Source organism: Amycolatopsis balhimycina FH 1894, from assembly GCF_000384295.1.
Lineage (GTDB): Bacteria > Actinomycetota > Actinomycetes > Mycobacteriales > Pseudonocardiaceae > Amycolatopsis > Amycolatopsis balhimycina.
Map to the genome: position 1 here is coordinate 4,757,042 of NZ_KB913037.1, position 24,276 is coordinate 4,781,317.

At 71.5% G+C, this 24,276-nt stretch carries 21 protein-coding genes and 1 other RNA gene; 3 read left to right on the forward strand and 19 right to left on the reverse strand.

What is annotated here, in order from left to right; translation table 11 throughout:
- Window positions 1–26: 26 nt before the first annotated feature.
- The 6 genes from A3CE_RS0121110 to A3CE_RS0121135 form a co-directional block, all read right to left on the reverse strand.
- On the reverse strand, window positions 27–521 hold the full coding sequence (locus A3CE_RS0121110; protein ID WP_020642102.1) for a uridine kinase family protein: 495 nt from the start codon (window positions 519–521) through the stop codon (window positions 27–29).
- Between the two features lie 46 nt (window positions 522–567).
- Complete coding sequence (locus A3CE_RS0121115) at window positions 568–1,002, reverse strand: DUF2304 domain-containing protein (RefSeq protein ID WP_020642103.1); 435 nt, start codon at window positions 1,000–1,002, stop codon at window positions 568–570.
- Window positions 1,003–1,015: 13 nt separating this feature from the next.
- Window positions 1,016–1,717: a glycosyltransferase family 2 protein gene (locus A3CE_RS0121120; protein WP_185839843.1), complete on the reverse strand. Its 702-nt coding sequence runs from the start codon at window positions 1,715–1,717 to the stop codon at window positions 1,016–1,018.
- A gap of 136 nt (window positions 1,718–1,853) precedes the next feature.
- The gene (locus A3CE_RS0121125; protein ID WP_026468706.1) at window positions 1,854–3,827 is read right to left on the reverse strand and encodes a DUF6541 family protein; all 1,974 of its coding nucleotides are present in this window, start codon (window positions 3,825–3,827) and stop codon (window positions 1,854–1,856) included.
- Between the two features lie 83 nt (window positions 3,828–3,910).
- Entirely contained in the window at window positions 3,911–5,224 is a 1,314-nt protein-coding gene (locus A3CE_RS0121130; protein WP_020642106.1) for a lipopolysaccharide biosynthesis protein, read from the reverse strand.
- Window positions 5,221–6,240, reverse strand: a complete 1,020-nt coding sequence (locus tag A3CE_RS0121135; RefSeq protein ID WP_020642107.1) for a glycosyltransferase family 2 protein — start codon at window positions 6,238–6,240, stop codon at window positions 5,221–5,223. Before A3CE_RS0121135 ends, A3CE_RS0121130 begins: the two co-directional genes overlap by 4 nt.
- 84 nt (window positions 6,241–6,324) lie before the next feature.
- Between A3CE_RS0121135 and A3CE_RS0121140 the strand changes: the two genes are divergently transcribed.
- On the forward strand, window positions 6,325–7,422 hold the full coding sequence (locus A3CE_RS0121140; RefSeq protein ID WP_020642108.1) for a UDP-N-acetylglucosamine 2-epimerase: 1,098 nt from the start codon (window positions 6,325–6,327) through the stop codon (window positions 7,420–7,422).
- A gap of 70 nt (window positions 7,423–7,492) precedes the next feature.
- Here A3CE_RS0121140 and recR read toward each other — a convergent pair whose 3' ends face one another.
- Window positions 7,493–8,089, reverse strand: a complete 597-nt coding sequence (gene recR, locus A3CE_RS0121145; RefSeq protein ID WP_020642109.1) for a recombination mediator RecR — start codon at window positions 8,087–8,089, stop codon at window positions 7,493–7,495.
- Window positions 8,090–8,094: 5 nt separating this feature from the next.
- Window positions 8,095–8,454 (reverse strand): YbaB/EbfC family nucleoid-associated protein, encoded by a 360-nt coding sequence (locus A3CE_RS0121150; RefSeq protein WP_013230627.1) that lies wholly within the window; start codon window positions 8,452–8,454, stop codon window positions 8,095–8,097.
- A 78-nt stretch (window positions 8,455–8,532) separates the two neighbouring features.
- On the opposite strand from A3CE_RS0121150, the gene A3CE_RS0121155 reads away from it, so the two are divergent.
- On the forward strand, window positions 8,533–9,393 hold the full coding sequence (locus A3CE_RS0121155) for an N-acetylmuramoyl-L-alanine amidase (protein ID WP_020642110.1): 861 nt from the start codon (window positions 8,533–8,535) through the stop codon (window positions 9,391–9,393).
- A 287-nt stretch (window positions 9,394–9,680) separates the two neighbouring features.
- Here A3CE_RS0121155 and A3CE_RS0121165 read toward each other — a convergent pair whose 3' ends face one another.
- Together A3CE_RS0121165 and A3CE_RS51460 are read right to left on the reverse strand one after the other, a co-directional pair.
- Entirely contained in the window at window positions 9,681–11,855 is a 2,175-nt protein-coding gene (locus A3CE_RS0121165; protein WP_020642112.1) for a DNA polymerase III subunit gamma and tau, read from the reverse strand.
- A gap of 43 nt (window positions 11,856–11,898) precedes the next feature.
- Complete coding sequence (locus tag A3CE_RS51460) at window positions 11,899–13,449, reverse strand: ALF repeat-containing protein (RefSeq protein ID WP_020642113.1); 1,551 nt, start codon at window positions 13,447–13,449, stop codon at window positions 11,899–11,901.
- A gap of 54 nt (window positions 13,450–13,503) precedes the next feature.
- On the opposite strand from A3CE_RS51460, the gene A3CE_RS0121175 reads away from it, so the two are divergent.
- Window positions 13,504–14,379 carry a spermidine synthase gene (locus A3CE_RS0121175; protein WP_185839812.1) on the forward strand — a complete coding sequence of 292 codons (876 nt, stop codon included), beginning with the start codon at window positions 13,504–13,506 and terminating at the stop codon, window positions 14,377–14,379.
- Between the two features lie 205 nt (window positions 14,380–14,584).
- Here the strand turns inward: A3CE_RS0121175 and ffs are convergent.
- The 9 genes from ffs to A3CE_RS0121215 all read right to left on the reverse strand — a co-directional run bounded on the left by ffs (window position 14,585) and on the right by A3CE_RS0121215 (window position 24,171).
- Window positions 14,585–14,679, reverse strand: an RNA gene (ffs, locus tag A3CE_RS54020) — signal recognition particle sRNA small type.
- Between the two features lie 21 nt (window positions 14,680–14,700).
- On the reverse strand, window positions 14,701–15,300 hold the full coding sequence (locus tag A3CE_RS0121180; protein ID WP_020642115.1) for a GTP-binding protein: 600 nt from the start codon (window positions 15,298–15,300) through the stop codon (window positions 14,701–14,703).
- The gene (locus tag A3CE_RS0121185; protein WP_020642116.1) at window positions 15,278–15,631 is read right to left on the reverse strand and encodes a DUF742 domain-containing protein; all 354 of its coding nucleotides are present in this window, start codon (window positions 15,629–15,631) and stop codon (window positions 15,278–15,280) included. Before A3CE_RS0121185 ends, A3CE_RS0121180 begins: the two co-directional genes overlap by 23 nt.
- A gap of 66 nt (window positions 15,632–15,697) precedes the next feature.
- Complete coding sequence (locus A3CE_RS0121190) at window positions 15,698–16,132, reverse strand: roadblock/LC7 domain-containing protein (protein ID WP_020642117.1); 435 nt, start codon at window positions 16,130–16,132, stop codon at window positions 15,698–15,700.
- Entirely contained in the window at window positions 16,129–18,879 is a 2,751-nt protein-coding gene (locus A3CE_RS0121195; RefSeq protein ID WP_020642118.1) for a sensor histidine kinase, read from the reverse strand. The genes A3CE_RS0121190 and A3CE_RS0121195 overlap by 4 nt, the downstream gene beginning before the upstream one ends.
- A gap of 25 nt (window positions 18,880–18,904) precedes the next feature.
- The gene (locus A3CE_RS0121200) at window positions 18,905–19,693 is read right to left on the reverse strand and encodes an ABC transporter ATP-binding protein (protein ID WP_026468709.1); all 789 of its coding nucleotides are present in this window, start codon (window positions 19,691–19,693) and stop codon (window positions 18,905–18,907) included.
- Entirely contained in the window at window positions 19,690–20,640 is a 951-nt protein-coding gene (locus A3CE_RS0121205) for an ABC transporter permease (protein WP_020642120.1), read from the reverse strand. The genes A3CE_RS0121200 and A3CE_RS0121205 overlap by 4 nt, the downstream gene beginning before the upstream one ends.
- On the reverse strand, window positions 20,637–21,650 hold the full coding sequence (locus A3CE_RS0121210; RefSeq protein WP_051183779.1) for an ABC transporter substrate-binding protein: 1,014 nt from the start codon (window positions 21,648–21,650) through the stop codon (window positions 20,637–20,639). The genes A3CE_RS0121205 and A3CE_RS0121210 overlap by 4 nt, the downstream gene beginning before the upstream one ends.
- 646 nt (window positions 21,651–22,296) lie before the next feature.
- A complete protein-coding gene (locus A3CE_RS0121215; RefSeq protein ID WP_020642122.1) occupies window positions 22,297–24,171 on the reverse strand; it encodes a glycosyltransferase family 39 protein in 1,875 nt (624 codons plus the stop codon).
- Window positions 24,172–24,276: the final 105 nt, after the last annotated feature.

A 24,276-nucleotide genomic window follows, 5' to 3' on the forward strand; every position in this document is an offset into this window, starting at 1 on the left:
CACACGGAGGGTGAAGGGCCCGGCGCCTACGAAAGCCGGGTGTCGGCGGCCTCGGAAGTGCCGTCGACGGCGAACCAGCCGCGCTCGAACCGTTGCCAGCGCTCTAATTCGGCCTGTGCGCCCTCGCCGTCGCGCGCGACGGTCTTGGCCAGCCGCTCGGCCTCGGAGCCGCCGGAGAGCCAGCAGAGGCCGGAAAGAAGGGGTCTTACCGAAGTGCGGCCGCTCGACACGCCTTCCAGCACCAGGACATCCGGCACGGCCACCCGGACGAGCTCACCCGGCCGGGGCACACCAGTGGACCAGTCCATTCGCCGGTAGGCGCCGGCCACGCCGTCGGCGAGGGGACGCAGGACGCCGTCGACAAGCCGCGGCCACCACGCGACCGGGTCGTCCCAAGTGGCGAAGGCGTCGGTGCTGACGAGGGCCGTCCGGCACCCGCGAGCCCGCAGTCCGGCGACGACCTGGGCGGCCAGCGTGGACTTGCCGGCACCCGAGGGACCGTCGATGGCCAGCACCCGCACCCGGCCGAGCCGGGCGGGTGCGGCGAGGAGGGCTTCGATCAGCGCATCACTTGCTGACGCGCTCGACCTCCGGGAGCCCTTTGACGTCGTCGGGCGCCGCCGTCTTCGCCTCCAGCTCGACGATCCGGCGCTCCAGCTCGCGCTTGGCGTCCTCGAGTTCGCAGCGCAGCAACGCGGTCTCCTCGACCGACGTCCGCACCTCTTCCTCCAGGTGCCCGACCTCGGTGGACAGGTGCAGCGACACCAGCGCCAGCACGACGCCGGCGAGGAGGAACACGAAGTTCGACGGGGTTTCCACCCCGGTCAGCCGGGCCAGGAACTGCGCGGCCGACGGGATCGCGGCCAGCACCACGACACCGATGGCGACGACCAGCCACACACCCGCGTACTTCTCCCGCAGCTTGCGCCGCCGCATCATCTCGATGACGACGAAGAGCACCAGGCAAGCGATGACGATGCTGAGGATGCGCCAACCGGCCATCTTCCCAAGCTCCTTATGCCGAGTCTGAGGAGTCGACCGCGGGGCGGCGGCGGACCAGCGCGAGCAGCAGCGCGAGCCCGGCGCGGCCCAGGTAAACGGCCGACTTGACGGGCGAGTGGCTGGGCGTGCCGCCCGCGCGCTCGCGCATGATGACCGGGATCTCCTTGATGGTCAGCTTGGCCCGGATGGCCATGACCAGCGATTCCACCGTGTCGCCGAGGTACTCCGCCGGGTAGTAGCCGGCGAACAGCCGGATCGCGCGCGGACCCATCGCCTTGAACCCCGACGTGACGTCGGTGAGCCGCGTCTTCGCCAGCCGCGAGAACACCAGCGACAGCGCGACCATGGCGTACTTGCGCGGCCCGCTGGCCTTGTACGCGCCCTTGCCGGCGAACCGGGAGCCGATCACGATGTCCGCGTCGTCCAGGCCGCGCAGCAGCGCGTCCAGCTCGTCCGGGTCGTGCTGGCCGTCGGCGTCCACCTGCACGACGACGTCGTAGCCGCGGGCGGCGGCGTACCGGAAGCCGGTGCGCATCGCGCCCCCGACACCGAGGTTCACGGCCAGCCGGGCCACTTCGGCCCCGGCGGCGCGGGCCAGCCTGGCGGTGTCGTCGACCGAGCCGTCGTCGACGACCAGCAGATCGCCGTCCGGCAGAGCCCGCTTCACCTGCTCGATGACCGAAGCGACGCTCGCCGATTCGTTGAGAGCGGGCATCACGATGAGCACCCGGCGGCTGGTCACCGAGGTCACGGAGGTCACAGACACGCGATCACTTTAGCCTTTCCTTCTGGGGTCAAACCCCAGACCCCAGCCAAGGGGCAAGCCCCCTGGACCCCCGAAAGCCGATGGGTCACTGCCCGTTACCGGCTGTGGACCCAGGCGCGGCACCGGAGGTGACGACGCCCTGCTGCCCCTCGATCTCGTAGATCGAGGCCCCGGCGTTGCGGAAGACCAGCTTGAAGCCGGGGGTGACGTCGAGGTTCTTGAGGCCGACGTCGTTCGGCCGGTCCGCCATGACCTTGCCCTTGCCGACGAACGCGTACCGGACCTTCAGGTCGGTGAGCGCCTTGCGGACCCGGGGGTACTTGCCCAGGTCGTTGGCGAACACGCTCAGGTACTGTTCGTCGGTGTTCGTGCCCTTGTCCGAACCGTAGAAGCTCCACTGCGTCGGCATCACGCCCGCCAGCGCGTACATCCACACCGAGCCGTCGATCCGGTCGTTCAGCACGCGCTCGCCGGGCTTGGTGTGCGCGGCGAGCCAGCCGAACGCGGCCTCTTCGTCCTTGCTGACGGTCGGGCTGTCGTTGTAGGCGTAGTGCACGCGAGCGGCGTTGCGGCCGACGTAACCGCCGCGGCTGAGGCCGCCGACGACCAGCGCGATCAGCACCACGCCGACCAGGGTCAAGGTGGCCGGGCGGAGGTTCGGCAGCCGTGGCCGCACCTTCTCGGTGAACCAGCCGGACGCGGTGTGCACGAACTCGCCGAAGGCGACACAGCCCGCCAGCGGCACGAGGGCCGCGACGCGCCAGTTGTCGTTGTAGAACGGGCTGCTCAGCAGGTGCACGATGTCGGTTTCGAGCGACACGGTCGCGGCGAACAACGCGCCCAGCACGATGTACGCGCCGACCATCCACATCATCCGGCGGTGCTTGACCAGCAGGAACACGCCGATGATGGCCGGGATGCCGATCCACCACTGCGGGAACGACGCCATCGGGGAGAACGTGATCGTCTCGCCGACCGCCCCGGACACGGTGGCTTCGGACGCCCAGTACGTGCTGGTCACCCCGCCGGCGTTGTACAGCGAGGGCAGGACGACCGGGATGCCGAACGCGGCGGCCAGCACGAAGGTCGCGACCAGCGACGGCATCGAGCGGCGCCAGGTGATCTTCTCGAACTTGAACAGCACCGCGGCGAGGATCATCAGGAAGTACACGATGACCACGAAGACGACGCTCGTGTGCAGGCCTGCGAGCCCGGCCACGCCGACGCCGATACCGACCGGCCCGGCGATCGCGCGGGGTTCCAGGAGGTGCCGGGCGACCGCGAGCATCGCCGGGACCAACGCGACGCCGGCCACGAACGGCCACAGCGGACCGCGCCACAGCGAGTCGTACGGGAACACCGTGAAGCACGCCGACACGGCCGCGGCCGAGGCCACGGCGACCGGCGGCATCCGCCAGGCGTGGCACATCGCGGCGACGCCGATCGGCACGGTGAGGACCACCACGAGCGCCGCCAGGTTCAGCGTCGGCATCATCGTGAGGCCGCCCTTGCCGAAGACCAGGGCGAGCAGCGCGTGGTAGGTGTCCGGGTAGAAGTAGTTCGTCTGGTTCGGCAGGTTCGCGATCGTGCCGACGGTCGACGGCCGGGCGTCGCCGTGCTCGGCGATCCAGCGGACGAGGTTGGCGTGGAACGGCGCGTCCCAGCCCTGCTGGACGTTGTTCAGGCTCCGGACGCCGCGCAGGAACGTGACGGCGCCGATCCCCAGGCCGGCGGCGACGCCGATGCCGATCAGGACGTGGTCGCGAACACTGCGCTCCGGCCGCTCCGGCTCGGTCCAGTCGGGGTGGCGGCGGCGCGTGAACCGCGTCACGGCGAAGGCCAGCCCGAACCCGGCGGCCGAAACCACGAGCGTCCACAGCGCGACGTTGAGCATCGACCAGCGGATGCCGAGCTTGCCGAGGATCGGGACGCCGAGGGCGACGAGGCCGAAGGTGAGCAGCGGCCCGGCGGCGGCCAGCGTCCAGCCGCGCAACCGGATCGCGGCGCCGAACAGCAGACCAGGCAGCCAGAACGCGAGCAAAACGAGTAGTACGTTCATCGAATTCGCTGTCCAAACCTTACCGGCGTTTCCCGCCGTTCCCCGTCCCCACCGGCGGGTTCGCCACGCACCTTACTGGGCCGCTACGAAGACGTTCCACCGGTGCCCGGGGTTGTCCCGGTGCCCGTTTCCGGCGCCCGCCGCAGGACGAACGCGAGCACCACCGCCAGGCCCAGCGTCGGCGCCGTGGCCAGCGCGACGACCGCGCGGAACACGGTGTCGCCGGGCAGGAGCACCAGCAGCAGGGACGCCGTGCCGGTGACCACGGCCCAGGTGACCAGGACGAGCTTGGCCTGCGTGCGGGCCACGAGCACCGCCGTGAGCAGCTGCATCGGCACCAGCAGCACCGACGACCACACCAGCCCCGCGACCGACCAGCCGTCGATGTCGTAGCCGGGGCCGCTGACGAACCGCACCGCCCACGGCCCGAGCCACATGCCGACCAGCGCGCCGAGCGCGGCGAGGACCAGCGCGGCGGCGGCGCCGAGGGCCAGGACCCGGCGCAGCTTGTGGCGGCCGTCCTCGGTGACCGAGAGCCGGACGACGAACGGCACGGCCAGCGACTGGACCGGGCCGATCAGGGTCAGCGGCAGCCGGGCGATGACCAGTGCGGCGAACAGCGAGCCGACGCGGTCGCCGTCGCCGCCCGGTGCCAGCAGGCCGACCAGCGCCGGGTAGCCGGTGATGACCGCCGACGTCAGGAACGCGCCGACCAGCAGCATGCCCATCCGGCGGGACGTGACGCCCCAGCCGTCGCCGTCCACGTGGAAGTCGACCAGCTGCCGGGCCGGGCGGGCGAACAGCAGCCAGGCGAACGAGCCGGCGGCGACCGCGATCGCCAGCGAGACGACGTTGTAGGCGACCGAGACGAACAGCACGCCGAGGATCAGTGCCCGGATCGCCGGTTCGGCGACCACGAGCAGCGAGAAGGCCTTCACCTTGTGCTGCCCGATCAGCAGCCCGCGCGTGCCGAACTGGCAGGCGAACGCGACGCCGCCGCACAGCACGATCAGCGCCAGCGACCAGTCACCCCGGAAGAGCTTTTCGTTGACCGGCGGGATCAGCAGCGCGAGCGAGAACGCGGCCGCGACGAACACGCCGACGGCGACCGCGCGCAGGGCCGGGCGGCCCGCCTTGCCCCCGGTGAGCGCGGCCACCGCGGACTGCCGCGAGAGCTCCTGCTCGAGCGGCGAGAGGGTGCTGCCGAGGCCCATCACCAGGCCCCAGAACGTCACGAAGATCGCGTATTCCTGCGGCGGCAGCAGGCGCTGGCAGGCGACGGTGAGCAGGTAGCCGAGGCCGATCGACACGATCAGCGAGCCGCCGAGACTGCCCGCGGTAGTGCGCCCGCTGCTGGTCACCACCGGCGTGGCCGCGTCGTCCACGTCGGTGCTCATCGGCGGCGGAGCTTGGTCCGCACGGCCATGGCCAGTCCACGCAGGACACCGGCGCCGAACCCGCCGGCGAACACCGGCAGCAGCTTGGTGACGGCGCGGGCCTCCGGCCCGGTCGCACCGCACTTCTTGACGACTTCGCCCGCCGCGACCGCGCCGAGGACACCGGCGGCCAGCGTCGTCTTCGGCTTCTTCGCGGCGAAGGCCAGGCCGAGGACACCGGCCGCGAGCGCGCCGAACAGGGCGTTGCGGGCCGGGCCGGGCGAAGCGATGTAGGAGTCCACGTAGGTGGTGCCGCGGAAGTAGGCCTGCTGCGTGAACTTCTTGAACGAGTCGCGCCCGTTGTAGGTCGCCGACAGCTCCGGGGCCAGCCAGATCCGCTCGTGCTCGGCGATCCAGCGCAGCATGCGGGTGTCGTCACTGGCGAAGCGGATGTCGTCGAAGAGCGACGCGAACGCCGTCACCGAGCCTTCGAGGAGGCCGCGGCGGGCGCAGAAGAACGTCGTCCCCTTCGGATAGACGTCGAACTCCTCGATGCCGTACGACATCAGGCGCGGGTTCGCGCAGTACTTGCGCCACGGCACCTTGACCAGGCCGGCCATGAATCCCGCGTACGGGTTGTGCTCGGAAGCGACGTTGATGTGGCCGTTCCAGACCGCGCGCTCGGGGTGCTCCACGAGCTGGTCGCGCAGGAACGTCAGGGTGTGCTCGTCGACGATGACGCGGCTGTCGAGCAGCGCGATCCACTCGCCGGACGACTTGGCGATGCCCGCGCTCCTGGCCTCGAACCGGCCCCCGTTGGCCTGGCTGATGACCGTGATCCCGTGGCGTTCGCGCAGGTCGTCGAGCCGTGACGGCGTGGCGTCCGTGCTGCCGTCGTCGACCACGACGATCTCGATCGGCCAGCTTGCGGCCGATGCCGAAGCGAGCAGCGCGCCGACACTGCGTTCGATCCAGTCCTGCTCGTTGTAGACCGGGATCACGACGCTGAGCGAGGGGAGGAGCGGGTTCGCACTCACCGTGCCGAGGCTACCCGGCGGCCCCGGCGCCGGGTCGGCCAGTATCCTTACGCCACCGCACCCGACCGGAAATGGGCTCCTCTGGTGATTTCCTTCATTCTCGGCACCACCGCGGAACTGATCAAGATCGCGCCGGTCTACCACGGGATCCGCGAGCGCGGGATGCGGCCGAAGATCTGGTTCACCGCGCAGCACGTCGACGAGGTCGCGGACGTCCTCGCGGACCTGAAGATGCCGGAGCCCGACGTCTGGCTGGTGCCGGAGGACAAGGCCCACAACCTCGAGTCGCCCGCCCAGGTGCCCGGCTGGGCCGCGCAGGTGCTGCGCACCGCGTGGAGCCGCCGCCACGAGCTGCGCGCCGCGCTGACCGAGGACGGCCGTCCGCCGCTGGTGCTGGTGCACGGCGACACGTTCACCACGCCGTACGGCTCGCTGATCGGGAAGCGGATCCTCAAGTCCCGCGTCGGGCACGTCGAGGCGGGGGCGCGGTCGGGCAGCATCCTGTCGCCGCTGCCGGAGGAGCTCAACCGCAAGATCGCGGCGAAGATCGTCGACATCCACTTCGCGCCGAGCGTCCGCGAGGTCAACAACCTGCGGCACGCCCGTGGCGTCGTCGTCGACACCGAGGCGAACACGGCGATCGACGCGATGCGCCTGGCGATCAACCAGCCGCTGGACGTGCCGAACCTGCCGGAGAAGTTCGGCCTGGCGACGCTGCACCGCTTCGAGCTGGTTTCGCGGCCGGACAAGTACCGCGAGGTGCTGGAGATCCTGCGCGAGCAGAGCCGCAAGATGCCGATCCTGTACATGGCCGGGGCGCCGGAACGCGAGAAGATCCGCGCGCTGGGCATCGGGAACATCTTCGACGACCAGTTCATCGTCCAGCCGAAGATGCGGTACCTGAAATTCCTGCCGCTGGTCGCGCGCGCCGAGTACGTCGTCACCGACTCGGGTGGTCTCTCGGCCGAGTGCTACTACCTCGGCCTGCCCTGCGCGGTGCACCGCGAGCGGACGGAGACGCCGCAGCACCTCGGCGACACGGTCGTCCTGACGGAAATGCGCGGCGACAAGCTGCAGAACTTCCTCGACACGTACCAGAACCGCCGCGGCGAGTCCTGGATGGACAAGTACCACCCGTCCGAGATCGTCGTGGACACCCTGGCGCAGCTCGGCTACTGCTGAGCTCTGCGCGGCGGCCCTGCCGGCCGTGAGTGAGAAACAGTGTTCTAACGCTGTTTCTCACTCACGACACTCAGAGCACGCGCCGGCCCGAGAGCGCGCGACCCAGCGTCAGCTCGTCGGCGAACTCCAGGTCACCGCCCATCGGCAGGCCCGACGCCAGCCGCGTCACGCTCAGGCCCGGGAAGTTCCGCAGCATGCGGACCAGGTACGTCGCCGTCGCTTCGCCCTCGGTGTTCGGGTCCGTCGCGATGATGATCTCGCTGATGTCGGCCTCACCGATCCGCTTGAGCAGCTCGCGCATCCGCAGCTGCTCCGGGCCGATGCCCGACAGCGGGTCGAGCGCGCCGCCCAGGACGTGGTAGCGCCCCTTGAACTCACGCGTGCGCTCGACCGCCAGGACGTCCTTCGGCTCCTCGACCACGCAGATGACCGTGAGGTCGCGGCGCTCGTCGCGGCAGATGCGGCACTTCGGGTGCTCGGAGACGTTGCCGCAGATCTCGCAGAACTGCACGCCCTCCTTGACCTTGCCGAGGACGTCCTGCAGCCGCGAGATGTCCACCGGGTCCGCGGCCAGCAAGTGGAACGCGATCCGCTGGGCGCTCTTCGGCCCGACCCCCGGCAACCGCCCGAGCTCGTCGATCAGGTCCTGGACGACACCTTCGTACAAGTTCGTCAGCCGCCGAAGCCGAGGCTGCCGAGGTCCGGCATGCCGCCACCGCCGCCGAGGCCGCCGGCCAGCGGGCCGAGCTTCTGCTCGGTGAGCTTCTGGGCGCTCGCCGACGCGTCGCGGACCGCCGCGACGATCAGGTCGGACAGCGTCTCGACGTCGTCCGGGTCGACCACCTTCGGGTCGATCTGCAGGCTCTTCAGCTGGCTGTCACCGGAGACGGTCGCGGTGACCAGTCCGCCGCCGGCCGTGCCGGTGACCTCGGTGTTGGCCAGCTCTTCCTGGGCCTCGACGAGCTTCTGCTGCATCTGCTGCGCCTGCTGCATCAGCTGGGAAAGGTCGAAGCCGCCGCCGGGTTGGGCCATGATCGCACTCGGTCCTCTCTGCACGCCTGTGTCCCCACCAGGGTAGTCGCGCCACGCGGGTGGCCGGGTTGTGGCACCGTGGTCGCCGTGCGACGCGCGACTGTCCCCCTGCTGCTGGCCGGTGCTCTCCTGCTCACCGGCTGCGAAGACGAGATTTCGGCGACGCCGGTGCCGGCGCCGGTGACCACGCGGACGGCCACGCCCACGCCGCCCGCCACGTCGCCGTCGCCCCCACCTTCGCCGGCGTCCGCGTCTTCGTCCGCCGCCGTGACGCCGGTGCCGCCCGCGGCGGGGAAGGTCGTCGTGCTGGATCCCGGGCACAACGGCGGGAACGGCTCGCACCCGGCGGAGATCAACCGGCTCGTGCCCGCCGGGCGCGGGCAGACCAAGCCGTGCAACACCACCGGCACGGCGACCAACGCCGGCTACTCCGAGCACGCCTTCACCTTCGACGTCGCCCAGCGAGTCGGGGAAGCGTTGGCGGCCAAGGGGATTCGCGTCGTCTACACGCGACAGGACGACACCGGCGTCGGCCCCTGCGTCGACCGGCGGGCCGCGCTCGGCAACGAGGCGGCCGCCGACGCCGTCGTCTCGATCCACGCCGACGGTTCGGACGCGGCCGGCGCGAACGGCTTCCACGTCGCGTATTCGTCACCGCCGCTGAACGCCGCACAGGGCGAGCCGTCGACGCGGCTGGCGCGGACGCTGCGGGACACGATGCGCACGAGCGGCTTCAGCCCGGCGAACTACATCGGCGAGAACGGCCTTTCGGCGCGCACGGACCTCGCCGGGCTCAACCTTTCGACCCGGCCGGCAGCGCTCGTGGAGTGCGGCAACATGCGCAACGCGGCCGAGGCCGCCCGGATGACGAGCGCGGACGGGCGGCAGCAGTTCGCCGCGGCCATCACGGCGGCGATCGAGGCCTACCTGGCTTCTTGAGCCGCCGCGACGGCCTCGCCGTTGACGGTCGCCCACCTGGTGAGGACGCCGATGGGCTCGACGGCGGCGGTGATCGTGCGCGTCACCGCCGACCGGGTGACGGGCCTCGACCCCTGGCCCACCGTGTCGTCCCTCCGATCACGCGTGTCGACCTCCCGATCACGCGTGTCACCCCTCCCGTCACGCCGATATGCCGGCTGGAGCGGCGACTCGCGTACTTGGAGAGTCGACACGCGTGATCCGGCAGTCGACACGCGTGATTCCAGGGTCGACACGGCCGCCCGGTGTCAGTCCAGGGGGCGGGCGCCGAGGTGGTCCGCCAGGAGTTTGCGGGCCAGTTCGTCCGGGTCCTTGTCCGGCGGGGGCGGGGGTGGCGGCGGGGCCGGGCTGGCGTCCTCGTTGTAGAGGTCCTCGTCGTCTTCGTCGGACGGTTCCGGGGGCAGCGGGATGTCCGGCTCGGCCGTCGTGACCTTCGGGCGCGCCGGCGGAGGCGGGGTCACCGGGCGTGCGGGCTCGGCGGGGGCCGCGGGCGCGGCCGCCGCCGACTGGCGCGTGAACGACCGCTCCGGCGCGGGTGCCGCCTGCTGCGAGCGGGCGGCGGGCGCGGCCGAGGCGTTGCCGGGGACGCAGCGGACCTGCCACTCGCCGCCCAGGACGTCGGTCAGCGCGCCGGCGATCTTGCGGGCGTTGTCCTGGTCGGACAGGCGCCGGGCCAGTGGCTCGGACTTGTGGGTCAGCGTCACGGCGTTGCCCTCGACGCTCGCCACCGCGGCCTGGGTCAGCATCGCCTCGATGCTGCGGCCACCGGTGAACTTGCGCAACGCGGTCATCAGCTGCGGCCAGACGTTCCGGAGCGCGGCGGCGTCCATCCCGCCCGTCGCCGCGGGAGCGGCCTCCGGCGCCGGGGCGGACGGGCCACCGTCGGAAGACGCGGGGGCGCTCGAAGCCTCGGGCGTGGGCGTACCGCCACCCGGCGTACGCACCGCGCCCCAGCCGCCATCGCCCGGCTGAGCGGCGGGGGCGGAGGCAGCGGCCGGACGCGCGCCACCCGAGTCGCCACCCGGCTGAGCGGAGGCAGCCGCCGGAGCGGACGGGCCGCTTGCGGGCGTCCGCGGAGCGCTCGAGCCGTCGTCGGCGGGCCTGGCCACCGGGGCCGGCTCGGCGGCCGGCCGGGCCGGCGGCTTGACCGGCTCGGGCACCGGCGCCGGACCCGCGGAAGCCGGACGCTGCGAAGGCCGGGAGAACGCTCGCTCCGGAGCCGCGCGCAGCGGCGGCTCGACACCACCCTCGACCGGAGCCGCGGGCGCGGTCGCGCGGCGCTCCAGCCGCTCGAGCCGGGCCAGCAGCGCCTTCTCCGCTTCGGCCACCGACGGCAGCAGCATCCGCGCGCTCAACAGCTCGAGCACGAGCCGCGGCGACGTCGCGCCCCGCATCTCCAGGAGTCCATTGTGGACAATGTCGGCGTAGCGCGAGAGCGTGGCGAGGCCGATCCGCTCGGCCTGCGCGACCATCCGCGACAGCTCCTCCTCCGGCGCGGACACCAGCCCGCCCGCGGACTCCGGGACCGCGCGCAGCAGCACCAGGTCGCGCAGCCGGTCGAGCAGGTCGGTGGCGAACCGGCGCGGGTCGTGCCCGGCCTCGGTCAGCTTCTCGACCGTGCCGAACACCGTGGCGGCGTCCTCGGTCGCCAGTGCGTCGACCATGTCGTCGATCAGCGCGACGTCGGTGACGCCCAGCAGCGCGACCGCCCGCGAGTACGAAACGCCTTCCGGGCCCGCGCCGGCGAGCAGCTGGTCGAGCACCGACTGCGTGTCACGCGCCGAGCCACCGCCCGCCCGGATGACCAGCGGGTACACCGCCGGCTCGACCTCGACGCCCTCGGCCGCGATGTTGCGCTCCAGCAGGCTGCGCATCGAGCCCGGCGGGATCAGCCGGAACGGGTAGTGGTGCGTGCGCGAGCGGATGGTGGGGAGGACCTTTTCCGGCTCGGTGGTCGCGAAGATGAAGATGACGTGTTCCGGCGGCTCTTCCACGATCTTCAGCAGGGCGTTGAAGCCCTGCGTGGTGACCATGTGCGCCTCGTCGATGATGAACACGCGGTAGCGCGACTCGGCCGGGGCGTAGAACGCCTTGTCGCGCAGCTCGCGGGCGTCGTCGACACCACCGTGGCTGGCGGCGTCGAGCTCCGTGACGTCGACGCTGCCCGAGCCCTCCGGCGCGAGCGCCTTGCAGGAGCTGCACTCGCCGCAGGGGTCCGGCGTCGGTCCCTGGACGCAGTTCAGCGAGCGCGCCATGATGCGCGCGCTCGACGTCTTCCCGCAGCCGCGCGGGCCGGAGAAGAGGTAGGCGTGGTTGATCCGCCCGGCGGACAACGCCGTGCGGAGGGGTTCGGTCACATGCTCCTGCCCGACGACCTCGGCGAAGGTTGCCGGACGGTACTTGCGGTACAGCGCGAGAGCCACCTCGCGAGGGTACCGGCAGGGTCCGACAACCTTCGCCGTGCGGTCAGGGCAGCTGGGCCAGGAGCGCGTTCACCTTGGCGACGTGCTGCGCGGTGAAGGCGTCCCGCGCCCGCGCCCTGGGCAGCTCGTTGTCCAGGTAGGGCTGCAGACCCGACCGCGGGCCGTCCAGCACGCCCTGCGCGACGGCGTCGACCTCGGGGCCGTCGGACAGCGTCCGGGTCACGTAGATGTCCAGGTCGACCAGGTGCGCGTCGTGCTGACCGTGGGCGAGGAACTCGCGGACGTCGGCGACGGTGCCGTCGAGCGCCTGCTGGCCCCACGACTTCGTCGCCGGGCCGCCGGCCGCCATGATCTGGTTGACCTCGACGCGGTCGTCGGTGTCGCGGCCCGGGTAGTCGCCGGTGCGCAGCAGCGCGGCTACACCGGCGTACGGCCCAGCGAGCGCGTCACGAGCCGCCTGACGCAGTCCGGGACGAGCCGAAGCGTCGGCCGCGATCGCCGCGACGGCGGCACGGTCGTCCGACTCCTGCGCGACGGCGAGACCGCTGCGCACGAACGTGACGACGTCGTCGTCGGAACCGCTCAGCGCGGCGCGAGCGGCGTTCTTGACCGCGGCACCGCCGTTGCGCAGCAGGTAGGCCGACGCGCGGCGGCCGTTCGGCACGGTCAGCGCCGGGTCGGCCGCGTCGGCGAGCAGCTTGTCGTTGTCCGCCTTGGCCTGCGCGGCGCGCGCCGCGGCCTCGCGGGCCTGCTGCTGTGCGGCGGCTTCGGCGGCCGCGGCGGCCCTGCCGTCCTGCTGGCCCTTGGCCCGCTGGGCGGCCAGCCGGTTCGTGTTCGCCGTCCGGGCGTCGTTCGCGATCGTGTTCGCGCGGCTCCGGGCGAGGTTGACGCCGATGGCGCTGTGCCTGGCCGCGGCCGCCTTGGCGAAGTCGACCTCGGACTTGACCGCGGCGATCTCGGCGTCGCCGTCCGCGGCGACCTTCCGCCAGAGGGAGAGGAAGTACCGGACGTCGTCCGGGGTGCCGTCGAGCGCCGTCTGCGCGGCGGCCTTGACCTCGGGCCCGCCGGCGGCGAGCGCCTGGTTCGCGGTGATGCGCTCGTCGATGTCCTTCGCCTGCTGCAGGCCGGTCTCGAGGAACGCCCGGACGTCGGCGGGCGTGCCGTCGAGCGCCTTCTGGGCCGCGGCGTTGACCGTCGGGCCGCCGGTGCTCATGGCCTGGCCGACGGCGATCCGATCGTCCGCGATCCGGGCCTGGGCCAAGCCGTGGGCCAGGAACTCGCGGATGTCGGCCTGGGTGCCGCTGAGCGCCTGCTGGGCGGCGCGCTTGGTGACCGGGCCGCCGGCGGACAGGGCCTGGGCGACGAGGACCCGCTCGTCGTCGTCCTGGGCCCGCTGGCGGCCGGTGGCCAGGAAGGCCTGCAGATCGGCGGGCGAGCCGAGCAACGCCGCTTCGGCGGCCCTGGCCACGCCGGGGCCGCCGGTCTCCAGCAGCGAGACGGCCTGGGCCCGATCGGGCAGGACGTCGGCGGCAGCCGGTGCCGCGAAGACGCCGGCGGCGAGTGCCGCAGCGACGATTACTGCGTTTGCACGCAAGGAAAACCCCCTCGATCGATGATCGTTCAGTTCCTTATCGCGGGGCCGGTCGGAATGTTTCCGATAACCTCGGACTTCGTGAGCCGTACGCGGAAAGCCGATCCGGTGCCCGGGCCGTACCCGGTGCGGTTCGGGACCGCGGAACTGGTCAGGGACGCCGGCCGCGGCAACGCCTGGCTGGTGTCGGTCGACGGGGTCGCGCAGTCGTACGTCGACCTCGACGACCCGGCCCACCTGGAGTTCGACTACGTCCGCCGGTTCGGGGACGTGGTGGACCGGCTGCCGCCGGGTCCGGTGGAGGCGCTGCACATCGGCGGCGCGGCGTGCACGCTGCCGCGCTACGTGGCCGCGACCCGCCCGGGATCGCGGCAGCTGGTGTTCGACGCCGACGGCGAGCTGGTGGAACTGGTCCGCGCCCAGCTGGGGCTGCGGGTCCCGGGCCTGCGCGTCCGGGTGACGGACGGCCGCGCGGGCCTGGCGACGCGCCGCGACGATTCGGCGGACCTGGTGGTGGTCGACGCGTTCGAGCGCGCGACGCTGGCCGGCGGCCTGGCGACGCTGGAAGCGGCGAAGGCGATCGCGGGAATCCTGCGCCCCAACGGCCTCTACCTGGCGAACATCACGGACGGCTCGGGCCTCCCGTTCGCCCGCCGGTTCCTGGCGACGCTGCTGCCGGTGTTTCCGGAAGTCCTGCTGCTGGCGGACCCGGGCGTGCTGCGCGGCCGCCGTTTCGGCAACCTGGTGCTCGCGGCTTCGGCCGGGCAGCTCCCGGCGGCGGAGATCGCGGCCCGCACCGCCTCGGCGGCGTTCCCGGCGAGGTGCGTGTACGGCGCGGAGCTGCGGAAACTGGCGGGCAAGGCGGCACCGATCACGGACGCGGACGCACCACCGCCCCCGAAGCCGCCGGAAGACATCCTGGGCCTGTTCTGAGCCCCAGCCCCAGCCCCAGCGCCCCAATGCCACATTGGGGCGTTTGAACCGCGGCAGACCTCGCGAACCGCAGGACGACCCGAGCTGCGGCAGACCACCCAGGCCGCGCGGGAGGCACCGTGGGGGTCCGGGGGCTCGGCCCCCGGGCGAAAGGACGAAGAGAAGGCCCGGCGAAGGGGCGAAGCCCCGAGAGCCGGAGCCGAAACGAAGGGGACCCCGCGCACCCGTCAGAGCCTGCTTATCCTTGCTGCCTTCCGGCCCTGGGGAAGTTCACAGGGTGGACGCCGCGCGGGGTCCGTGGATCAGTGTAGCGGGCCCCGCTCAGGCACCCGCGCCCGCCTGCGCCCTGGCCTTCTTGAACGTGTTGTGCAGCACCGCCAGCAGCGCGTCGCGCACCGACAGCTTCTGCCGGGCGTCGAAGGTGATCAGCGGGACGTCGTCGCTGACCGCCAGTGCCCACCGGATGTCCTCCAGGTTGTGGCCCAGCGATCCGTCGAACATGTTCACCGCCACCACGAACGGCAGGCCCGCGTTCTCGAAGTAGTCGACCGCCGGGTAGCAGTCGTCCATGCGGCGGGTGTCCACGATCACCAGCGCGCCCAGCGCGCCGTGGACCAGGTCCTGCCACATGAAGCCGAAGCGGTCCTGGCCGGGCGTGCCGAACAGGTACAGCTTGACCTCTTCGTCGATCGTGATGCAGCCGAAGTCGAGCGCGACCGTCGTCGTGGTCTTGGCCGGGACGTGCCCGGTGCGGTCCACGGACGCCGCCACCGAGGTGATCGCGGCCTCGGTCGTGAGCGGCTTGATCTCCGAGATGGACGACACCGCCGTCGTCTTGCCGACGCCGAAGCCGCCCGCGATGACGATCTTGACCGGGGCCGGCGGCCGGGTGCCCGGTTCAGTGAATGGCTTCGAGTCCACGAATGACCCTTTCGATCATGCCGAGGTCGTGCGAGTTGTGGTTGCCCGGACGCCGGACGACGACGTAGCCCAGCTCGGCGAGGTCGGCCACCAGCACCCTGGCCACGCCGATGTGCAGGCCGAGCATGGCGGCCACCTCGGCGACCGACATCGTGTTCCGGCAGAGGGAAACGATCTCCTGGCGTTCGAACGTGAGCTTCGGGTGCGACGCCGCGCCGAGGCGGGACGTCATGACCTGCGCCTCGATTTCGAGGCTCTGGTCGACCGGCTGGGCCCGTCCCGAGGTCATCAGGTACGGCCGCAGCAGCGAGATGTCCGGTTCTTCGGTCATCGCGTCGCTCCCTTACTCCATCCATGCCCCCACCACCGCCCTCGACGGAGGCGCGGGGCGCCGCTGTCACATTCCGACGGTGTTCTTCAGCTCCTCGATGAGCCCGGGCGTGAGGACCTCGGTGGCGCGGTTGGCGAACATCGCCATCTCGTAGGCGATGGTCCCGAGGCTGGCCTGCTTGTTGGCGAGGACGCCGAGCGAGCAGCCGATGCTGATCGTGCAGACGAGCAGGTAGCCGTGCTCCAGCTCGATGATCACCTTGTCGGGTGAGCCGAGCGGGTGGCTTTCGGAGACGCCGTGGGCGAGGCCGAGCATGGCGGAGGAGATCGCGGCGAGGCGGTCGGCGTTGGAGCGCTCGAGCTCCGTCGACATCGCGATCAGCAGGCCGTCGGCCGAGACCGCGATGGCGGCTATCGCGCCCGCGGTGTGCTGCGCGAAGCGGCTCACCAGCCAGTTGAAGTTCTGGGCTTCGACACTGACGCCAGGTGCGGGGATGCTCATTTCCTGCTCTCTTCTCCTCGTTCCATCACACGACCGGCGACCACGCCTTGGGGCGGGCTGTCTGCCGTAACGTCCTCCGCCTTGGCGAGGCCTGCGGAGAACGCGTCGAACGCCGCTCGCTCGGCCGCCGGGTCCCGCCTGGTGCGGTTGGCGACGGCTCGGGCGATCGGCCGCCCCGCGGTCTGCTGGCGCAGGCCGGGGGCGAGCTGGGCGCCGGGGACACGGCGGATCAGGCCGTCGCGCGACTGCTCGGCGGCGCTGATCGGGGCCGTGGCCACCAGCGGCGCGTCCACGGGGACGCGGACCGGGAGAGGTGACACGGGTTTGGTCACGATGGTGGGCGGCGAGGGCGGCAGGTCGGTCGTCAGCGCGCTGACCTCGGCGGCCTTCGCGAAGGCGCTCGCGAAGCCGTCCATCGCGGCCTTGGTCGCTTCCGGGTCGTGACGCGGTTTGCTCTCGTCGGCCGTCGGCGCCGACGTGCCGGGGCTGGGCAGCTGGGCGCCGCGGACGCGGCGGCGCAGCCCGCCGCGGTTTTCGCCGTCGGTGCCGGTCGCGGGTTCTTCGGCCGGCCTGACGTCGGGTTCGGCGTCCGGCCACACCGGTTCCAGCTCGCGGAACCAGCGGAAGCCGTTGCCGTGGCCGAGCAGCGCCGGGATCGCCGGCGCCGGCAGCTCGGTGAGCCGTTCGCGGACCGGTTCGGGTGCCGGTTCGATCGCGAGCGGCCGGAACTCGTCCAAAGTGGACAGCGCAGCCGGTGCCGCGTGCCGCGGAGCGCTCGCGGGCACGGCCTGCGCGGGGATCACCGGCGCCGGCTCGCTCTTCGGGCGCAGCGCGGTGCGGTGGCTGAACAGCGCCCCCGGGATGGTCAGCCGCGCGGTCACGCCGCCGGTGGTCGGCGTCGCGAGCAGCTCGACGCCGAGCTCGTGGCGCCGCGCCAGGCGGCCGACCACGAACAGGCCGAGCACACTGGTCGGCGCGAGCTCCAGGCGCTCGCGCTCGACGAGCCGCCGGTTCTCCTCGGCCAGCTTCTCCGCGGTCATGCCGATGCCGTGGTCGACGATGCTCACCAGCAAGGCGCCGTCGGCGAGGTGCATGGTGTCCACCTCGACCATCGAGCCCGGCGGCGAGAACGACGTCGCGTTCTCCAGCAGTTCCGCGAACACGAGCACCAGGTCGGCGCCGAGTGCCGACGACAGCAGGATTTCCGCGACGACACCGAGCCTGACGCGCTGGTAGTCCTCGATCTCCGCGAGCGCCGAGCGCAGCGCGGTCGACAGCTCGATCGGGCCGGCGATCCGGGTCTCGTCGCGGGTGCCGGACACCACGAGCAGGTTGTCCGCGTTCCGGCGCAGGCGGGTGGAGAGGTGGTCGAGCCGGTAGAGGCTGGCCAGCAGCCGGGTGTCCTGCTCGTTGCGCTCGACCTCGTCGATCAGGGCGAGCTGGCGGCCGACGAGGTTCTGCGTGCGCTTCGCGACGTTCGCGAACATCAGGCTGGTGTTGCGCCGGGTGAGCGCCTGCCGTTCGACCAGTTCGGCCGCGGTGGTCTGGACCCGGTTGAACGCGGCGGCCAGCTGGCCGAGCTCGTCGGCGGAGACGACGTCGATGGTGGCCAGCCGCGGGATCTGCTCCTCGGCCTCCTCGGTGTCGGTCACGCGGACGAGCTCGGTGCCGGCGAGGTCGGCGACCGACGTCGCCGCGGTGGTCAGCTGGCGCAGCGGACCGGCGATCGAGCGGGAGACCGCGACGGCGAGGAAGGCGACCAGCAGGAACAGCCCGCCCGCGCCGAGACCGACCGTCCACGCCAGCCGGGTCGCGGCGCTCGCCCGGCTGGTCGCCGAGTCGGCGATCTCGCCGATGACCCGTTCCTGGACCAGTTTGCGTTGCCCCGCTTGGCTTTCCGAAGCGGCGAGGACGTCGGCGACGTACTTGACGGTGCCTGCCGCGTCTCGCGGATTGCCGACCTGGGAAGCGAGTTCCTCGACCTTCCGGCCGGCTTCGCTCGCCTCGACGTTGACGACCAGGGCGGCCTGCGAGCTGTCGGTCTCGTCGTCGGCCTGCTGGACGAACCGGTCGGTGAAGATCGGCGCCTGCTGGGTCGCGTCGTCCAGGATGGACCGGCCGGCCTCGGGCGACACCGCGGTCACGATCAACGCCATGCCCCGCAACGAGTTCTCCTCGTTCGCGCGCAGCAGTGCCTCCAGCGCGGACAGCTCCCGGGTGCCCTCGGCATCGTCGGTGAGCTGCGGGACGAGCCGCAAGGCATCGATTACCGCGCCGATCACCGCGTGGTAGGTGCGGGCGACGCTGTCCAGCGCGACACCGCGGCGCTCCGCGTTCTGCCGCAGCTCGGCGAGGGAGCCGATCCGGGTCAGCGCCGCGGACAGCTCGTCCGGCGCGTCGGCGTCGAGCGACTTCCGCACGTCGTCGACCGTCGCGTCGACCGCCTTCCGCTGCTGGAGCATCTGGTCGGCGGCCATCGACGGCGACGCGACGAACGCACCCGTCAGCAACCGCTCACGCTGCAGCTGCCAGACCAGCCCGCCGAGCTGCTGGGTGTACCGCGCCACGGTCGCCGACTGCGACGCCGCGCCGGCGCTGTTCGCCTGGGTCAGCACGAACGGCACCGACACCAGTGCCACCGCGATCAGCGGGGGCAGCAGCAGCAGGTTCAGCTTGCCGCGAATGCCGAGCCGGGCGAGAAAGCCCCCGCCGCCGGCCCGTTGCGCGGCCGACCTGCCGTGTCTCATCCCGCCACCTTCCCGTCTTCCGTTCTCACTCGACCGCGGCAACCCGGCTGACGTGGCCGCGGTGCTGCTCCCGGACCAAGTCCTCGATCCGGGCACGCAGCGCGAGGAACCCCGGCTCACGCTTCACCGCCAGATCCCGCTCGGCCGGCAGCGCCACCTCGACGTCGGCCGCGATCCGGCCGGGGTCGGAGGCGAGCACCACCACCCGGCCGCCGAGGAACACCGCTTCCTCGACGTCGTGGGTGACCATCAGCACCGTGGTGCCGGTGTCCGCCCACACCTGGCGGATGAGCACCTGCATGTCCTCTTTGGTCTGGACGTCCAGGGCGCCGAAGGGTTCGTCCAGCAGCAGGACTTCCGGTTCGCAGGCCAGTGCCCGCGCGATCGCGACGCGTTGCTTCTGGCCGCCGGAGAGCTGCTTCGGCAGCGACCGGCGCACGGCGTCGAGCCCGGTTTCGGCCAGGTACCAGTCGACGCGCTTGGCGCGTTCGGCGGCGTCGATCGGCAGCAGCTCGAGTCCGAACGCGACGTTCTTCTCGACGCTGCGCCAGGGGTAGAGCGCGCCGTGCTGGAAGACGAGCCCGCGGTCCGGGCCGGGCCCGGTGACGGGGACGCCGTCGAGCACGATCTCGCCCTCGGTCGGCCGGCTGAGCCCGGCCACCAGCGACAGCAGCGTCGACTTGCCCGAGCCGCTCGCGCCGACGACGCAGACGAACTCGCCGCGCCGCACGTCGAGGTCGACGCCGTCGAGGGCGCGCGTGACCTTGCCGCGGACGGTGTAGTCCTTGGCGACGTTCCGCAGTTCCAGCGTCATGCCGCCCACTTCCCGACCCGGGTGCGCAGCAGGCGCAGCAGGACGTCGATGGCGAGCCCGGCGAGCCCGATGACCACGAGCACCGCGAAGATCTTGTCCGTCTGCAGGAACCGCTGCGCGCGGACGATCCGGTAGCCGAGGCCCGCCGAGGAGTTGATCAGCTCGGCGACGACCACGAAGTTCCACGCCGCGGCGGCGTTGACCCGGATCGCGTCGAGCATGCCCGGCAGCGAGTGCGGCACGACGATCTTGCGCAGCACCTCGCCTCGGCGCGCGCCGAGGGTGTAGGAGACGTCGATGAGCGAGTGCGGCACGCCGCGCACGACGTCGGCGGTCATCAGCGTGTTGAAGAAGACCGTCCCGATGAACAGGATGGCGATCTTCGACGGTTCGCCGAGGCCGAGCCAGATGATCAGCAGCGGGATGAACGCGCTCGCCGGCAGGTAGCGCAGCAGCCCGATCAGCGGCTCGAAGAACGCCTGCCCGGCGGTGAAGGTGCCCATCAGGATGCCGAGCGGCACCGAGATCAGCACGGCGAGGCCGAAGCCTTCGAGCACCCGCTGGGTGGTCGTCCAGAGGTCGTCGAAGAGCTCGCCGGTGCTCGCCATGTCCACTCCGGCCTTGAGCACCGCGGCCGGGGACGGCAGGAACGTCGAGTCGACGGCACCGCTGACGCTCAGCGCGACCCAGGCGAGGAACGGGATCGCGAACGACAGCACCGCCAGCGTCCAGCGGGCCGCCGCGGAAATCGGCGTGCGCAGGGAAAACAGCGGCGAAACGGACGGCTTCAGCCCGGCCCGGCGGGGCAGCGGCGACCAGTCCGGCCTGCCGCCGCCCCGGGCGGACTCCTGCTGTTCGGCGAGCCGCTGCTCGGCCTCGAGCGCCTCGGCGGCCCGCTCGTCGGCCGGGGTCGCCGCCGGTGTGGTGCGCTGGGTGGGACCGGTCACTGCGGCGCGGCCTTCACGAACTGGTCGTCGAACAACCCGTCGAGCGACGGCCGCTGCTGGGCGAGCCCGTTGCCGGTGATGAAGTCGATGATCTTGTTCGCCTGGAAGTCGAGGTGCTGCGGGGTGACACCCGGGGTGAACGCGTCGATGTTCTGCTGCCGCGTGAAGATCGTGGTGCCGGCGTCGTAGGACTTGTAGTCCGCTTCGGACACGCCACCGCGCTTGGCCATGATCTTCACGGCCGCGTCCTTGTTGTTCTTGATCCAGGTCAGCGTCTCGAACCAGGTGTTCACCAGCGCCTGGACGTCCTTCGGGTGGTCCTTGACCAGCTTCTGCGACGTGACGAGGTGGTCCGGGATGGCGCCGGGGAACTCGGCCGACGAGGAGATCGCGCGGCTGCCCGCGCGCTCCAGCGCCGTGGAGGTGAACGGCGCGAACGCGGCGACCGCGTCGACCTGGCCGCTCTTGAACGCCGCGGCCGCGGCATCGGTCGGGAGGTTGACGAGCTGGATGTCCTTTTCGGTCATCTTCGCCGACTGCAGCGCCAGCAGCAGCAGGTAGTGGTCGACCGCACCCTGCTCGACAGCGACCTTCTTGCCCTTGAGGTCGGCGATGCTGGTGATCCCGTCCCGCGCGATGATCTTGTCGTTGCCGGTGGAGTTGTCGTTCACCAGCACGATCGACAGCTTGGCGCCGCCGGAGACCGACGACAGCGTGTCGTTGAGGGTCTGGCTGTTGGCGTCGATGGCGCCGCTGGCCAGCGCGTTGATGCTGTCGGTGTAGTTGTCGAAGTACTTGAGGTCGACGTTGACGCCGTTCTTGGCGAAGAGACCCTGTTCCTGCGCCACCTGCCAGGGGAACCAGCCCGGCCAGGCGCTGAACCCGATGGTGATCTTGCTGCCGCTGCCCGTCGCGGAACTGTCACTGCACCCGGAGAGCGCGGTGACCCCGGCGAGGGTGAGCAGGGTCAGGAGCACCGTCAGCAGACGGGGGCGAGGACGGGAAATCACAACGAGACTCCAGGTTGCGGGGGAAGTGGAGTGGTGCGTGCCGAAGGGGGGACTGCGGTGCTCGGGGGTTACAGGTCGTCACCACGAGGAGGGGGGTCGGGCCGAGCTGCGCCACCGCGCACGGTCATCGCTGCTCGCTTCCGTTCCCACCTGATCGGGTCATGACGAGAGAACGAGGACAGGGAGCACCTACGTCCAGTGAAAAAGCCAGCGCTCAACGCACCGGATCAGCCACCCCTTGTCCCTCTCCCGGCGGAGAGCCTAGCGACTAGCACAAGATCCCCACAACGCCCCGGTAGTGCATCCGAACGAGTGACCATCAAGTGGGTCAACCAGCAACATCGACGCTGTTCACCATCAGTTTCGGGGTGTTTTCTGTCGGCCGCCCGGCCAAGATCGCGGCCCGCACGTGTCCTACCACCGTGCAACTGCACAAGTGATAGTTCCCAGTCGTTACAGCGACAGCGCGGAGTGCCGGGCTCGGCACGGACGGCTATCCACTATTTCCGAACAATCGTTCGCGATATGCGGCCGGTCGGAGCAACGATCGAACACCTGTCCGAATCCGTCGATACCGCACGGTTCCGCGATTCGGGGAATGATTCCCCGACTGTTAACACGCCTGAAACAAATCCTCCTATTTCGATCAAGCGATAGATTTAGCCAGATCGTAGACGGTCGTGCCCCCGACGGTGACCGGGGCGAAGCTCTGCTCGACCCAGGCCTGGATCTCGCCCGCGGTCCCCCGGCCGCCCCCGAAGCCGCCTCGCCCACCGGCGACGTAGTAACGGATGTCACCATCGGCGACGTACTGCTGGAACTGCCGCAGCGTCGGCGCGGGGTCGCTGCCGCTGAACCCGCCGATCGCGAGCACCGGCCGTCCGCTCTCCAGCGCCAGCCCGGCCGACTGCATCGCGCCGCTCTGCGCCGCCGCCCACTTCGTCGTCGTGTTCTTCAGCAGGTCGATCACCGCCGTGTCGGCCTGACCCGCGCCGAAGCCCCGCGGGCCACCGCCGAAGCCGCGTCCACTCGCGACGGCCGGCCCGGACGACGGCGTCCCGCCGGAATGGGCGGTCGACGCCGTGGCCAGCGTGAAGGACGTGGTCCCGAGCAGTGCGCCGCACAGGCCGAGTGCGGCCACGACCGGGCCCAGCCGCCGGAACCGATCGGCACCGAAGAGCAGCGCCACCACCGCGGCCGCGCTGAGCACGAGAAGCGCGTAGCGCACCCACGGCTGCCAGTCCGGCGTCCGCGCGAGGAGCACGAACCCCCAGACCGCGGTCACCGCGAGCATGACGGCCAGCACCGCGCGGGCCGCGAAGTTCGCCCGGCCGCGCCAGAGCTCACGCGCGGAGATCCCCAGCGTGGCGGCGATCCCGGGGGCCAGCGCGACCGTGTAGTACGGGTGGATGATGCCGCTCATGTAGCTGAACACGAGCGTGGTGACGACCAGCCAGCCGCCCCACAGCAGCAGCGCCGCCCGCGTCCGGTCGGTGCGCGGCGCGCGGCGGGTGAACCAGAGCCCGGCGGCCAGGCCGAGCAGCGCCGCGGGCAGCAGCCACGACGCTTCGCCGCCGAACTCGCCGCCGAACAACCGCGTCAGCCCGGTCTGCCCGCCGAATCCGCCGAACCCGCCGCGGGCCCCGGACGGCGGGGCGAACGTCCCGCCGCCGCCACCGCCGCGGCCTTCGCCGAAGATGCGGCCGAGGCCGTTGTAGCCGAAGGCCAGTTCCAGCACGGTGTTGTCGGTCGACCCGCTGATGTAGGGCCGGTCCGCGACCGGCCACAGCGCGACGGCCACGACCCACCAGCCGGCGGAGACGAGCACCGCGCCCGCGGCGGCGAACAGCTGCCCTATCCGCCGCCCGGGCGACGTCGGCGCCGCGACGGCGTAGGTCAGCACGAACGCGGGCAGGACGACGAACGCCTGCAGCATCTTGTCGAGGAAACCGAACCCGATCGCGACCCCGGCGAGCACGAGCCACTTCGTGCTCGCGTGCTCCAGCGCGCGCACGACGCAGTACGCGCCGGCGACGAGCAGCAGCACGAGGAACGCGTCGGGGTTGTCGTAGCGGAACATCAGCGCGGCGACCGGGGTCAGCGCGAGCGCGGCCCCGGCCAGCAGCCCGGCACCCGGCCCGGACAGCCGCCGCACGGCGAGGTAGAGCAGGCCGACCGACGCGACCCCGGCGAGCGCGTCCGGTACGAGCAGGCTCCAGCTGGAGAAGCCGAAGATCCGGCCGGACAACCCCATGAGCCACAGGGAAAACGGCGGTTTGTCCACGGTGACGACGTTGCCCGGATCGAGCGAACCGAAGAACAGCGCCTTCCAGTTCCCCGTCCCGGCCTGCACGGCCATCGCGTAGAAGTCGTTGCCCCAGCGGTTTTCCGCCAGGTCCCACAGGTAGAGCAGGCCGGTGCCGAGCAGCAGGGCGGTCACGGAAGGCTTGACCCACCGGGGTTTCCGGGCGGCCTGGGGCGCGGGCTGGGCGTGTTCGGGCGCCGACAGCGTGGTCGTCATGGCGTTCACCGTGTCGGCGCCGCATGTGGTGAACTTGTGCCGAACCTGTGTGCCGGCTGTGCATCCACCCCGGTCACACCAGAAGTCCGTGAATGGCACATTGAG